The sequence below is a fragment of the Rhodopirellula maiorica SM1 genome, assembly GCF_000346295.1.
Lineage (GTDB): Bacteria > Planctomycetota > Planctomycetia > Pirellulales > Pirellulaceae > Novipirellula > Novipirellula maiorica.
This window is the reverse complement of the sequence record NZ_ANOG01000385.1, coordinates 1-13,897: the sequence shown is the minus strand read 5'-3', so window position 1 is coordinate 13,897 and position 13,897 is coordinate 1. Positions and strand designations below refer to the sequence as shown.

Below are 13,897 nucleotides of genomic sequence, written 5' to 3'. Positions count from 1 at the left end.
CGTTCGCAATACCCGCGGGCTTAATTCGGATGACTCGCCAAGCATCAACGTGCCCATCAACAGCCAGTAGCCGCCCAGGATCATAATCCCAAACTCGAGCACTTCTTCTTCTGAATACCACAGGGCTAGCGTCGCGATGCTGGCGATCCAAATCAATTGCTGAGCGAACATGATCCAACGCAGTCGTGTCGAGCGATTCTCGGTGATCGGAGCAATCCGGGCTGCGGCCGCACGCACAAACATGACCATGCAAGAAACCGTTACCGCCGAAAACAGCAACGTGAACACCACTCCCTCGGCATTCCAGAAAATCTGCTGGCCCAAGATGACTTCGAGCACGAACGCACCACACAGAAATTCCGAAAACACAATCACGCCGAGCAAGACTAGCAGTGTGAAAATTTGACCTGCTCTATTCTGCACGACCGTGGCCAGCAGCAATCCAAATGTCGTCAACAAAATCGAAACACCAAACACCAACACGATCGTGGTGCTAATCATTACCATGTCGATGCCACGCAGCAGATAGCAGAACGCAAAACAAGGAACGAGCGCGGCAAAGTAGACCAGCATTTGCAGGACCGCACTTCCGAGTTTGCCTGTCACGATTCGCATTGACGTCAGCCTCGTGATCGCCAGCAATTCGTAGGTGCCTTCGTCTAGTTCGGCGGCCAGCGATCGGTGGGCGGCAAGCGGCACCATCGCGATCATCGGAATGGCAAGCAGAAAATAATAGCCCGACATCAAATCGGCGCCCGACGGCACAAAATAGATATCGGGTGCAAGTGTGACCACGCCGATGATCATCCAGAACCATGACGTGATCAACAATAGAAAAAAGGTCACCGCAAATTGCCGGCTCTTTAGCGATTGACGTGCTTCTTTGATCAAGATTGGATTTAAATGACGCGACACCCTTTCGCTTTGTTTGTCGATCCATCCCCACCACCCGGGGCGGTCGGTGTCGCGAAGCAGCGGGTGTTCGTCGTCTGGATCTGCCATGATGGGCTCGTTGTGAAGTTCAAGCGGCATTCCTACCGAAGCGGAATTACTCATTGCACATGTCCCTTCGTGACTTGCAAGAAAACATCTTCCAACGAGTGGTCGCAGGGCGAATACTCAAGCACATCGACACGAGCGTCGCAGAGCAATCGCAGGATCTCGATTTGCGGTGCGTCGCCATCGTCGATCGAAAATCGAATGATCGAATCGACTGTTTTCACATCTTTGGTCTGTTCGTGTTGTGAAATTAGTTCGGCTGCACGGGCAGCATCGGAGGCGACGCGGACTAAAATCTCACGATGTGGCTGCAACGTGCGGCGAATTTCGCCGACGGTTCCAGTCGCCAGTAATCGTCCGCGTTCGATGATCCCGACGCGGTCACACATCTCGGCAAGTTCGGTCAAGATGTGGCTGCTAATCAAAATCGTTTTGCCTTCTGCGGCAAGCGAGCGAATGATGTGACGCAGCTCGATTCGGGCCCGCGGGTCAAGCCCTGCGGCAGGTTCGTCAAGGACAAGCACCGGAGGGTCGTGGATGAGGGCACGCCCCAAACATAACCGTTGCCGCATCCCCTTGCTTAGCCCTCGCATCGGTTTGGTAGCGAGCGGACGAAGCCCAGTAAAATCGATCACCCAACGCAAACGTCGAATTCGCTCGCGACCGACCAAACCGTACGAGCGGGCGAAGAAATCAAGGTACTCAATACAGTTTGTGTCGCCGTACGTTCCAAAACCATCAGGCATGAACCCCAAACGGCCACGCACTCGGTCGGGATCGTTGACGCTCGAGAGTCCTTCGATATACGCTTCGCCCGAAGTCGGCAATTCCAATGTCGACAAGATTCGCATGCTGGTCGTTTTGCCCGCTCCGTTGGGACCGATATAGCCAAACACGCTGCCTTTGGGGACCGCAAACGAAACATTGTCAACCGCGTGCGTGGTTCCGAAGGTGCGGCAAAGCGAATTCAGTTCGATCATCGGGCCCGCATACGATGTCGCTTGATAGGTCGTCGCGATCATTTCAGTGCCCCCATAATGACATGAATGCTATCTTCGATCTCGACGTCATCAATGCCAAGCGAATCGTCTCGTAGGGCGGTGGTGGCCATGAACTGATTTGCCGGAAGCTGGCCAAGCCATCCGTTCAGCGTTTGGTCGGTCAATGAAACTTGCGATCCCGTACTGCCGCGACTGTAATACGCGCGGCGAAGTTGCGGAACCAAGCTTGCCAACTGCATTGGCGAAACACCCAACTCGGTACCGGCGGATCCTGATTGCAGTGATTTCATCGTCACCGTTTCCCCGGGAGCAACCGTTTGCGTGATCCATTGCTGTCGTTGATCATCACACGCAGCAACTTGATACAACGGTTGGTCGGTTTGGTTGGTCACCGTCAAACCACCGCTTGTTCGAGAAAACGTGACTAGCGGAGCGGCCTGCTGAGGTTCAAGGTACTGATATTGAACCTGAGATCGCGAGGGCAGGAATCGGCCCGAGAATTGTTGGTAGCCGTCACCGGCTTCGATATGGTAAGAAGCTCCACCGTTACGGCCACCGCCGTAATATCGATTCTCCGCAGGTTTGTTCAGAATGGGAAACACGGCAACGTCCTCGTTGAATAAGAGTCCACTACTTTTTCCCATCGCAGAAAAATAGGTCAAGCGATCGTTATGAACCAAGTAGCCCGCCTCGGCGTCCTGCCACGTGATCTGTCTGGCTCGCAACCGAGTTCCCAGACCATCGGCGAGAATTGCAGAAACGAACAAACCGCTGGTGACCAATAATGCGAGTGCAGGGGCCGAAAAGAGCAACAGGTATAATCGCTCGTTCTTGCGGAAAAAACGATAGCTAAGCGGACCAATCAAGACGATGAAAACGGTGTTGATCAGAAAAAACAATTTGACCGGGGGCCCGCCGACCGCTTCGATCAACCAACTCCAGTAATGGTCATTGCCATAGCGGACATCGATCCCGTTTCGTTCAACCCACCGCAGTTGTTGTCTGCCATGCAGATCGGCGACCGTCTGCCACAATTGGAACGATCCAGGGAATGGATCGACATCGTCGATCGAGGTGACCGTGCCGCGACCAAAGGATGCGGTTTTGATTTTCGATGCCATCGATTTTGTGGAAATATTCTCAATCGACGGATGATTGGCTTTGACCATTTTGTCAAAAATCTCTCGGCGATTTGAAAGCGTGTTGTTGTTCTGTTGCCACTGCCAATTATTGGATTCTTTGGTAACGCCCGACCATGATTCGTATTCGAGCTCCGTGGTGTCATTGCGGTCTTGCAGTTTGAGCTTGCCTTTGACTCTCGCGGGCGTCACGACTCGGCCCGCCGCGACCGGTTCTAGATTCGTAAACGGCAACGCCAGACCGCCTGCGTCATAGATCCACAGGTTCCCGCCGCTGGCGACCCAGTCAAGTAACGCATCCCTTTGGTCTTGGGGGCCACTGTTGGCGATCATTTCCAGCGTGGGGCCATGAATCAGGATGACATCAAGCTGTGAATAACCCAGCCACGAGGAATGCATCGACTCGGGGGCGATGTTACGGAATTGAACCCATGCCGGTTGGATCTGCGCGACGCGTTGCAGCGATTGCGTGTGGGAGAGTCTGGAGACATCCGTGCTTTCGTCAATCGGTCCGTCGCCCAGTACCGTAATCAACGTGCGGATATCCGGGAACGCTGGCAACCCCGATGCGGGTAATTGTTTTAATGTCGGGTGAATGATGCCAACGGATGTCTTTTGGTCGGCATGGTGGACTGTCAATTGATTGACGAATGCCATTTGGCGACCGCCTTCCACCTTTCGTCCATCGTCACGCACTTCGATAAAGATCGTTTCCCAGGGGACGTAATAGGGGACATACACGACAAAACGTCCGACGGTGGTTTTTTGTTTGACGTGACATTGACAACGAAAGCTAAAGTCCAAATCGCTGGTATAATTGCTCTGTGGCGACAAGGTGACGTCAAAGGTTCGGTCCGATGCAAAGCTTCCTAGCGGGCTAGTGAAATTCAAATAGATGGGATGATAGCCATTGCCGGCAACCTTTGACATCTGAACCGACATCGAAAATCCAGCCTTGCGTGGATTCGCAGGCAGCGTGGCCACTGATTGTGCGTTGGGGTCGGACTGTGCGTAGAGTGGGTTGACCGGCGGCGTTGCCACTGAAATCGCAAACAGCAGCAACGAAAGACGAATGAATCGGTTCACGCGTTGTCCTTTCCAGAAATTGACGTTGCTGATGGAAGTGAAGGGGGTGCAGGGGTGGGCGGAACCGGCTGATTCAGATGGAACGGTTCTAGGATCGCGCCGCTGACTCGAGCCAGAAAAAAGGCGATGCAAAACATCACAGCGTAGGCAAAGAAACATGCCATTGCCGTGATCAAAACCACGCTAAGACATTTTGCCCAAAACAGATTGTCCATCGCGCCGGCGCGAAACGCCCACATTACTGCGGCACAGATGGCCGTCAATTTCAACAGAAATTTTAGCGACAGTTGAGGAAACAAACGCTCACGCAAAAGTTGCTCTTTGGCATCCACGGTCAATGATTCTGGCGGCAAGTCTTCGGGCGGCCAGTTTTTAGGTGACAGATCTTCTGGCGGCGGGCCTTGGGGCGGCGGGTTCGGATGCATGATGAGGACCACCGAGCAGGACGAAGCGGATTAGGTGCGAAGCGGACTTGGTGCGAAGCGGATTAGGTTCAGACGTCCAACCACGCGGTCAGACGTCAACGACTAGTGTAACGTCTGCGATCCCCCCCGTGGATGTTTGGGGACGAATAGGATCTTTTCGGAATTTGATCCAAGCCAGTTTCAATCCTTGCTGCTGGGATCGATTAATCTATGCATCGTGCGACAAACCTGTGCCCACATCCCCGTTTCATTACTCTCCCCCCCTCCGCTTTAGACTGCAATGTTCTACCGAACCCATTTTTTAGCCACCACACTGTTTTTTTCGTCGCTAGGATTTGTCCCAGCTGTCTTTGCTGACTCGGCTCCGTTTCATGCGCAAGGTGAATTCGCGGGTGAAGCGACCGCGACATCGGTGCTGCTGCAAACGCGTTTGACGAGCGTGCCGGGGCCAAGGCTTGACGAAAACGGTGACGTCCCCGGGGCCGAAGGTGCCGTTCAGTTCGAGTATTCCCAAAACGTGGATTTCGATCCGTCGAAGAAAACAGCATGGTTGGCCGCCGAAGCCGAGCATGACTATATCGTTCGCTGTCGCGTCGAATCGCTGTCGCCCGATACGACGTATTACTACCGCGTTCACATCGGCACCGAGTCCACGTCGCTGAGGACCGGTCCAGTGCGTGAATTCAAGACGTTGCCCGCCGTGGATCAAACGACCGATGTCACGTTTTGCATGGGCAGCTGCATGAACTACGATTCGTTTATTCGCGGGAAATCTAATGGCGGCGGTCCAGTCACCGCGACCACGCAAGACAAGCAACTTGGTTATCCCGTATTCGCTTCGATGAGCAAGCTCGATCCTGATTTCTTTATCGGGACAGGCGATATCGTCTATTACGATAAACCCAATAATGCGGCGGCAAAGCGGTTGCCGGAGTTGCGACGGAAATGGCACGAGCAGTTTCGTTTCCCCCGGCTGATTGAATTCTTTGCAAAGACACCCGCGTATTGGTCCAAAGACGATCACGATTTTCGCTTCAACGACGCGGACATGCAGGGTGACAAGCAACCCACGCCGCAATCGGGAATCGAATTGTTTCGCGAACAAATGCCGATCCATGCATCCGAGGATCATGATTCGAGCACCTACCGTACGCACCGGATTGGTCGTGATTTGCAATTGTGGTTTATCGAAGGTCGCGACTATCGCTCGCCCAATCGTATGCCGGATGGCCCCGACAAATCGCTGTGGGGCAAACAGCAACGCGAGTGGCTCGAAGCATCACTGCAGCAAAGTGATGCGGCGTGGAAAATTATCATCAGCCCGACACCGATGGTCGGGCCCGATGACGCCTACAAAAAAGACAATCACACGAATCTTGGTGGGTTTCGACACGAAGCCGATTCGTTTTTTGCATGGGCAAACGAACAGAAAATCGACAATTTGATGGTATTCTGTGGCGATCGCCATTGGCAATACCACAGCATCCATCCGAGCGGGGTGGAAGAGTTTGGCTGCGGAGCGCTAAACGACGAAAATTCACGTCGCGGTGTGCCGCCGGGGTCGAAGCGTGGCACCGATCCCGACGGAAAAATTGTGCAGCCGTATACCTACGATGAGCCGACGGGCGGTTTTCTCTTCGTCTCGGTCAGCCCCGAGCAAGACAAATCGAAATTGCAAATCCAATTTCACGATGACCATGGCAAGCTGATGCATGAAGTCGAGAAAGAGCAATAAATATCCCCGATTGGATGTCGTGCGGTGTTTGGGTAATGCCATAGTAGGAACCGGCCCTACGCTTCAATCGACGACGGTCCATTTCCGTTTGACGTTACCCAAGTCCTGTCAGGGTACTTGTGCCGCTGGAGAAACGATCGGTTTCGAGGCCGAGGTGTTGCAGGTAACTGACGAACAAGTTGCAAAGTGGCGGCGGCGAATCGGGAGCGAAGGCGAGATGTTGGCCGTGTTTAAAATGGCCGCCCGCGGCAATGATCGGCAAATTTGTATTATTGTGGCTCGATGCGTTTCCGAGGCTTGATCCCAACATGATGGCGGTTTGGTCCAACAGCGTATTGTCGCCCTCGCGAACACTCTCGAGTTTTTCCAGCAGTTCGGCAAACAGCCGCATCTCTTCTGTCTCAATGATCGATAACATTTCGATCTTGTTGGGATCACGACCGTGGTGGCTGAGGTTGTGCCATCCGTCGTCGACTCCCTCCAGTGCGACCACTTCATTGCCGCCGGCGCCAATCATGGTGATCAACCGCGTCGAGTCGGTTTGGATCGCCAGGAAAATCATGTCATACATCAATTGCATCGCTCCGGTAAAATCGGCGCGATCGGTGATGTCCGTCGGCGGCTTGCGATCGACGGTGGGTTTGGGGCGTTTTGACCACTCGGCCGCTTGCACCAACCGCACCTCGAGTTCTCGGACACTGGAAAAGTATTGTTCCAATGTTTGGTTGTCTTCGCGACCTACCTCGCGCTGGACCTTGTGGGTCTGGTCAAGGACAAGGTCCATCACGCTTTGCCCATCTTCGATCCGTCGCATCTGAGCAGCCTTTTCTTCTTTGTTGCCTTCGAGAAACAGTTTGGCAAACAGTCGTGAAGGACGCGATTCGGCGGGGATTTGCACACCTGATCGTGTGAACGAAAGACTCGATCGATTCGCCGCCAACACCAGCGAATTAAATCGCGTGCGGTGCCCAATTTGCTCCGCCGCGTATTGGTCGACCGAGATCGTGTTCTGAAAACTCGGTTGCCCCGGATGGGCTGCGCCCGTGAGGAAGCTTTTCTCTGCCGCATGGCCTCCGTCGACATCGGGATGCATCAAACCCGACACGATTGAAACCTTGTTGCGAACCGCCTGTAACGGTTCCAAGTACGGCGTCACCTCGTATCGTGGGCCTGCAGTTTTGGGGAACAAGTTGGGAGTGTGGATTCCCAGCGGTGCGCAAATCATCAGCATGCGGCGGATGTCACCGGTGCTTCGGTCCGTCGCGGGTCCCGGTGGATCTGCTGCGACGGTCGATGCGGGCGAGAACGTCTGCAGCAGCGGCAGCGACATCGAGACACCGGTGGCTCGGAGAATTTGCCGGCGATCTATCCGAAGGGGCATAAGACGATGCTTTCTAAGTTTAGGGCTGCAGAAATAAGTCACTCGCGACGATTCCTTGAATCAAGGATCGTAATCCGTGACCGCGGGGGCTTGCTTGATTGACGATTGAATCGATCGCACGACGGTCCGAAAGCGTAATGCGGCGCCCCAATGCATAGACGCACAACTTACTCGTGATCGCTCGCGTGATCGACGTTTTGTCTTGCAACAAGCATTCACGGAACTGTTGGAAATCGTCGAATGAACGTCCATCAGCAAACTGCGATGCGGTTTCGACGGTGGGGCCTTTGCGATAAGAAATTCGCTTCTCGGGAATTTTTTCTCCCTCACCGAGCGATCGATACCAAGTTCGTTCGCCGCCAATCGGATCAAAATGTTCCAGTGCGAATCCCGCGGGGTCGATGCGTTTGTGGCAGCTCGCGCAGGAACCGATCGATACATGTTTGCTCAACTGTTCGCGGATCGTCGTGGCGCCGCGAATGTCGGGTTCGACCGCGGCAACGCCGGGCGGTGGTGGCGGTACGGTGCGGCCAAGCAAATTGGTCAGTACCCAATTTCCGCGGAGCACAGGCGAGGTCGTGGTGCCATTGGCCGTTACCTTTAGCACGCTGGCGTGCGTCAGCACTCCGCCTCGCACGCTCGCTGCTGGAAGCTCCACACGCTGAAACGTTTCATTGCCCCTGATGCCTGGGATGCCGTAATGTTTCGCGATCCGTTCATTCAAAAAGGTAAAGTCCGAGTCAATGAAATTTGCGACGCTGAGATCTTCTCGCAAAATATGGGCAAAGAAGTGGCGAGTTTCTCCGAGCATCGCTTCGATCAGAAGCGGATCATATTCGGGATACAATTTGCCATCGGGCGTGGTGAAGTCGATGTCGCGGAGGTCGAGCCACTGCCCGGTGAAATTCTCGACGAATCGCTCGATTTTCGGGTCGCGCATCATCCGCTCGGCTTCCGCCATGCGGATTTTCGGGTCACGCAGTTTGTCCGACGCAGCCAGTTCAAGCAATCGTTCGTCGGGCATCGTGGACCACAGAAAATAAGACATCCGTGATGCAATCGTGTAGCTATCCACCTGAGGATCGCGATTGACCAGCAGGAATTGAGGTGAGCAGAGTACAGCGGTGACGCCCGCCCGCACCGCCTGTTCAAACGTGCGGCCTGATTGCAGTCGATCGAGCGTCAAACGAACGAACGGTTCGATCTCGGATTCATCAACGCGGCGGCGAAATGCACGCGGCACCAAATTGCGAATGATCCGCTCGGCATCGTCCGCCGGTTGGGACGATTCGACCACGTGACGTTGAACGCCTTTGCGGTGACGCATGTAGATGGATTGCTCGGGGACCATCGTGATCGAATCGAGGTTGCCGAAGAGTTGCTTTTGAGCTTCGCTCGGGAAACTCTGGTCGAGCGGGCCATGCGTTTCAGCCCAAGCGATGCCAACGCCCGGACGTGATTCATGTTTGTCTCGCCACGTCACGTGCTCGGGCCAAATCCGGGGTACGATGTGAATCGAATGCCCTTCGTCCATCGCCGTGGTAAATTCAATCACGCGTGGGGTCTGCGGTGTGCCCGTAACATCGAAAATGCCAATGAATTTGCGAGTCTCGGGACCAAACAGCGATCCGGTATAGATGGCGACCGACAATGTTCGGTCCCCAGGATCATGCGGCCACACGGCGACGCGACAGCGGTAGACGCCGTCTTCGATTGGATGCACCGCGTCGAGTCGCGCCGGAGGCCAACCGGGAGTAAATTTGACGAACGAGTTTTCTACCTCGATCGTTCCCCCCTTCTTCTTTTTTACCGATTCGATGTTCTCGCGAACCTGCATCAGTTGGACATGACGCGTTTCTGCGGGCAGCGGCTTGATACGTCGAATCACTGCGTCAAAGGCAACGTCGGCTGCTTGCAGGTAACGCTCTAGCAGCACCGACGAAATGCTCAGCCCATCGGCGACGTTGTCGAATCCTTGCACCGACTGGTCTTCGGGCAAAAGATCCATAAGCGGCACATCGATCCCAAGTAGATCATGGATCGTGTTTTCATACTCGCGGCGATTCAGCCGACGGAGCGATCGCGGTTTTTCCGATGAGAATCTGGCGAGCTGGTCGATAATCTGCTGGACCGCTGCGGATGACTCTGCGGAATCGGGACGCGGCGAATCGGGCGGTGGCATCTCGCCGTGTTCGATGGCGTCGACCACGCGGGACCACGCCGGCAAATCGGTTGGCGTCGGTGAGGACGCGGTCAAATCATCGATCCGAATGCCCGCTTCCGCTTCCGATCCGCTGTGGCACTCGACGCAGTGTCGCTCGAAAAACGCAGCAAGCTGTGTCTCGGATGTCGACGATATTTGCGTTGCCAAAGCATTGACAGGTGGGGCAGCGTTTGCAACGCCAACTGCTAGTCCCACGGTCAGCAGGACTAGCATCAGGAGGGATCCGAAGGGTTGAGGCATGGGGCGACCGTCACGGTGGATATTCAGCCGTCCCTAGCGTCTCATTCACATTCCTGATTACTTTTTAACAAGTGACCAGTCACGTCGCTGGCGGCTGCTAGGGATTCCCATCCGTTTTCGGTATTTTGTGACCGTCCGGCGGGCGACCGTCATGCTGGCCTTTTTCAGCTCGTCGACAAGTTGCTCGTCGCTGTAAGGATTGCTCTTGTCTTCTTTGTCGATTAATTCTTGCAGCTTCAGTCGAATCGTATCCCAAGCCACGTCATCGCCAGCTTCGGTTTGCGTGCCTCCGACGAAGAAGCGTTTTAAGGGCAGGATGCCTCGCGGGGTTTGAATCCATTTGTCGTCGACCGCTCGGCTGACCGTGGTCACATGGACGCCCACTTTGTCAGCAATCTGTTGCATTTTCAGCGGTTCGATTGCCTCGGGGCCTTCGTCGAGAAACTTCTTTTGATGTTCAACGATCGCTTCAGCGACTTTTGTCAGCGTGCTGCGTCGCTGTTCGATCGAGTCGATCAGCCACTGGGCACTGCTGATTTTCTGTTTGATGAATTCGCGTTCTTCGGTCGTGCTGTTGGGGTCCTGCAGTCGGCTGCGGTAGTAATCGCTAATGAACAGCGTTGGGACGCGGTCGTCATCGAGCCGGACTTTGTATTCCCCATCTTCGTCTTGTTCCAAGATGATATCGGGGGTGACATTGGGAACGTAGGTTTCCATAAATGCCGCGCCCGGTTTGGGGTTGAGCAGATGCAGCTCTTCGCGGATTTCTTGAATCTGTTCAATTGTAAAGTTCGTTTTCTTGGCGATTTGAGGCAAGCGATTCTCGGCCAAATCGATCAAGTGCGAGCGAATCAGGGTCTTCATTTCCTCGTAATGAGGAATCGCAGGGGAGAGTTGATTCATCAGACATTCGCTCAGGTCGCGTGCGGCGATCCCAGCAGGTTCAAGCGATTGCACGATACCGAGCGCCTTTTCGGCCAGATGCAGGTCTTCTTCGCTGTGTCCGGCTGACAACAAATCAACCAACGGGGTGCGAAGGTAGCCACCGTCCCGCGCATCAAGCGTGCTGATGATTCGTTCGGCCAACTTTTCAACGCGATCATCAATGTCCATTTCGGCAAGTTGATGAAGCAAGAAATCGTTCAGCGATTCAGGCCGCGATTGGGCGTTGGCCATCAAGTCATGACGGCGATCGGCATCGTCCTGCATGCGGTTGGACGAGCGACGGAACGAGTCATCAAACGTGCTGGGCAGATCATTGACCATCTTTTCCAAGCGTTCGAAATCGTCTTGGTTGTCGTGGTCGTTGTCGACAACAAGTTCCTTTTCGTCTTCGCTACGCGTATCGGCCGACGGAGCGTCGTCGTCCAATCGATCCGGCTCGGTGGGGTCGACGTCCTGTTGTTCGAGCAGCGGATTCTCATTCATCTCCTGCTCAATACGCTCCTGCAAAGCCAGCGTGGGCAGTTGCAGAATCTCCATCGACTGGATCATCCGAGGAGCCAACTTCTGAACCTGCATTTGCCGGGCCTGAAGACCCATCGACATCCGCATCGTTGCATTCTCTGAAAATAGGAGGAGGTGGAATCCTGGCACCGCCTGTCCCCAAACCAGCGAACTGGCGATCGGTCTGGCGATCGGTCTGGCGATCGGTGGGGAACGGGCAATCGGTGCGCCGCAATTCTACCAGCACTCGCTGTGCCATTGGCGAGAAAAATGCGGCTTTGGCCAAGAAAAGTTTGTATAGCGTGTTGGTACTATAGTTTTTGCCGGCCCGTCAATGCGTCCGCGATCATTTCGCGATTGGCATACTCCAACACGCTTCCCGCCGTGATTCCCCGAGCCAAACGGGTGACTTCGACCGGATATTCACTCAATAAATTTGAGATGTACAGGGAAGTTCCGTCTCCCTCAACCGTCGGGTTCGTCGCCATGATGACTTCGACAAAGTTCCCTTTGCGTACGCGTTCAACCAGCGGATCGATGGTTAATTGATCGGGGCCAATTCCGTCCAGCGGGGCGATTCGGCCGAGCAACACGTGGTAGACGCCTCGATAGGCACTCGATTGTTCCAGACTCATCAGGTCACGCGGCTGCTCGACGACACAGATCCGTGTGTTGTCGCGATTGGGATCCGAGCAGATCGAACACAGCTCGGTTTCCGACAAATTGAAGCATGCCGAGCAGTAACGAACGTCCTTGCGGACCCGCCGGATCGCGTCGGCCAATCCGAGTGCCTCGTGCTCGCTGACCCGCAGCAGGTGGAACGCTAAACGTTCGGCGCTCTTGCGTCCGATTCCAGGTAAACGCCCCAACTGTTCCACTAATTCCGACACGGCGCCGGCATGATTGCTCATCGTGATCAACCGCCTCCGGTCAAGTTTGCCAAGATGCCATCGAGTCCGGGGATGTTGATGTCCATGTCGGCAACCATCTGGGAAATACCGTCGGCGTAAAGTTGCTTCGCCGCCGCGCCTGCCTCATTCGTCGCTTCGAGTACCGACATCTCAATCACTTCGCTGGAATACTCGCCGCGGATTTGCACCGATTGAACATGCCCCAACCCGTTCATCAATACGGTGACGTCGGTTTCCGATGCCGTTCCCGTGACCGTCGCGACTTTCATCTGGTCATTGAGCTGCTGCATTTTTTCAGGCAGCTTTTGGAACGAACCCATCATCGACGCGATGTTGCCGAGATTGCCAAGTCCTTTGAACATATTGAACGCTTAAAAATTAGAGAATGCAGGAAAGAGACGATCGCTGAGTGCGAATTGTATACCGTTGGCAAACGATTCCCAACACCTGCGATTCTAATCAGAGTCGTAGGAAATGGGCGCGTGGTCAGGCGAGAAGAGAATCGCCCCCCATGGGCCGCTTGGCCAATGTCATCTACTGCCGTAGTGGGACTCGCCAGAGTTCCAGGTGCCTCAACAGCAAATACAGGAATTCTGGCGAATCCCACGACGCGAACATCACCCAAGGGGTGCCAAAGCAGATGGCATGGGGCCGGTTTGGCCCTGGAAGAAGTGCTTATTAATAGGCCGGTTCAAGCAAACGGCGTCAATGCCGGATCGGCGGACGCCGTTTGTGGATCTCATAAGGGGCCGAGGCCCATGCGAATAGGCTACCGTTTGCGCTGATCCGGCATGATCCTGCGTCCTTGATCCGATCTACGACTCGCCCGCAAATGCGTTAACGCAACTGCAAAACGAATGCGTCGGGTTAAGATCGTGATGGCTCCGCGTCCCGACGGGGCTCGAACGTTACTTCGAGTGGAAGTTGTAGGCCGAGTTGTGCTGGTCAAAGTCAGCATTACTCAAACCAACATTCACGTTCAGATCGAGGTAGGTGTACTCTTCGATCACTTCCAAAGGAGCTCCTGGACGTTTTGGCCAGTCGTAGGCCACATAACGAATCGGCAAGTTCAGCTCGTCGTCGATGAAAATCTGAGCTTGATGGAATTCGGCACCGGGGGTACGAGTTGGCTGAGTCACATGCAGCACGGTACAAGTGCGGTCTTTGATCCGTGCATTTTTGCGGAATTCGCAAGCAACGTCGGGGCATTGTTTGGCTTGTTGGCCTCGTTCGATCAGCTTGACGATCAAGTTTTCGATACCGATTTCAGTCATCGGGTAGCGTTGCCCTCGCATCGCCAACATGCCATC

At 54.6% G+C, this 13,897-nt stretch carries 11 protein-coding genes; 1 reads left to right on the top strand and 10 read right to left on the bottom strand.

What is annotated here, in order from left to right:
* The 4 genes from RMSM_RS12475 to RMSM_RS12460 all read right to left on the bottom strand — a co-directional run.
* Positions 1-1,056, bottom strand: a 1,056-nt coding sequence (locus tag RMSM_RS12475) for an ABC transporter permease (protein WP_008696259.1), incomplete at its 3' end; no start/stop codon positions are given.
* Positions 1,053-2,021 carry an ABC transporter ATP-binding protein gene (locus tag RMSM_RS12470; RefSeq protein WP_008696256.1) on the bottom strand — a complete coding sequence of 323 codons (969 nt, stop codon included), beginning with the start codon at positions 2,019-2,021 and terminating at the stop codon, positions 1,053-1,055. The genes RMSM_RS12470 and RMSM_RS12475, both read right to left, overlap by 4 nt.
* A complete protein-coding gene (locus tag RMSM_RS12465) occupies positions 2,018-4,225 on the bottom strand; it encodes a hypothetical protein (RefSeq protein WP_008696254.1) in 2,208 nt (735 codons plus the stop codon). The genes RMSM_RS12470 and RMSM_RS12465 overlap by 4 nt, the downstream gene beginning before the upstream one ends.
* Entirely contained in the window at positions 4,222-4,650 is a 429-nt protein-coding gene (locus RMSM_RS12460) for a hypothetical protein (RefSeq protein ID WP_008696252.1), read from the bottom strand. Before RMSM_RS12460 ends, RMSM_RS12465 begins: the two co-directional genes overlap by 4 nt.
* A gap of 280 nt (positions 4,651-4,930) precedes the next feature.
* Here RMSM_RS12460 and RMSM_RS12455 point away from each other — a divergent pair, with 280 nt between their 5' ends.
* Complete coding sequence (locus tag RMSM_RS12455) at positions 4,931-6,385, top strand: alkaline phosphatase D family protein (protein ID WP_008696250.1); 1,455 nt, start codon at positions 4,931-4,933, stop codon at positions 6,383-6,385.
* A 94-nt stretch (positions 6,386-6,479) separates the two neighbouring features.
* Here the strand turns inward: RMSM_RS12455 and RMSM_RS12450 are convergent, their stop codons facing one another.
* The 6 genes from RMSM_RS12450 to RMSM_RS12425 all read right to left on the bottom strand — a co-directional run.
* On the bottom strand, positions 6,480-7,766 hold the full coding sequence (locus tag RMSM_RS12450) for a DUF1552 domain-containing protein (RefSeq protein ID WP_040766077.1): 1,287 nt from the start codon (positions 7,764-7,766) through the stop codon (positions 6,480-6,482).
* A 19-nt stretch (positions 7,767-7,785) separates the two neighbouring features.
* Positions 7,786-10,203 (bottom strand): DUF1592 domain-containing protein, encoded by a 2,418-nt coding sequence (locus RMSM_RS12445; RefSeq protein WP_008696245.1) that lies wholly within the window; start codon positions 10,201-10,203, stop codon positions 7,786-7,788.
* Between the two features lie 84 nt (positions 10,204-10,287).
* On the bottom strand, positions 10,288-11,784 hold the full coding sequence (gene rpoN / locus RMSM_RS12440) for an RNA polymerase factor sigma-54 (protein WP_052031606.1): 1,497 nt from the start codon (positions 11,782-11,784) through the stop codon (positions 10,288-10,290).
* Positions 11,785-11,987: 203 nt separating this feature from the next.
* On the bottom strand, positions 11,988-12,587 hold the full coding sequence (gene recR, locus RMSM_RS12435) for a recombination mediator RecR (protein ID WP_040766081.1): 600 nt from the start codon (positions 12,585-12,587) through the stop codon (positions 11,988-11,990).
* A 5-nt stretch (positions 12,588-12,592) separates the two neighbouring features.
* On the bottom strand, positions 12,593-12,949 hold the full coding sequence (locus tag RMSM_RS12430; protein WP_008696239.1) for a YbaB/EbfC family nucleoid-associated protein: 357 nt from the start codon (positions 12,947-12,949) through the stop codon (positions 12,593-12,595).
* 546 nt (positions 12,950-13,495) lie between these two features.
* Positions 13,496-13,897, bottom strand: a 402-nt coding sequence (locus tag RMSM_RS12425; RefSeq protein WP_040766074.1) for a DUF1571 domain-containing protein, incomplete at its 5' end; no start/stop codon positions are given.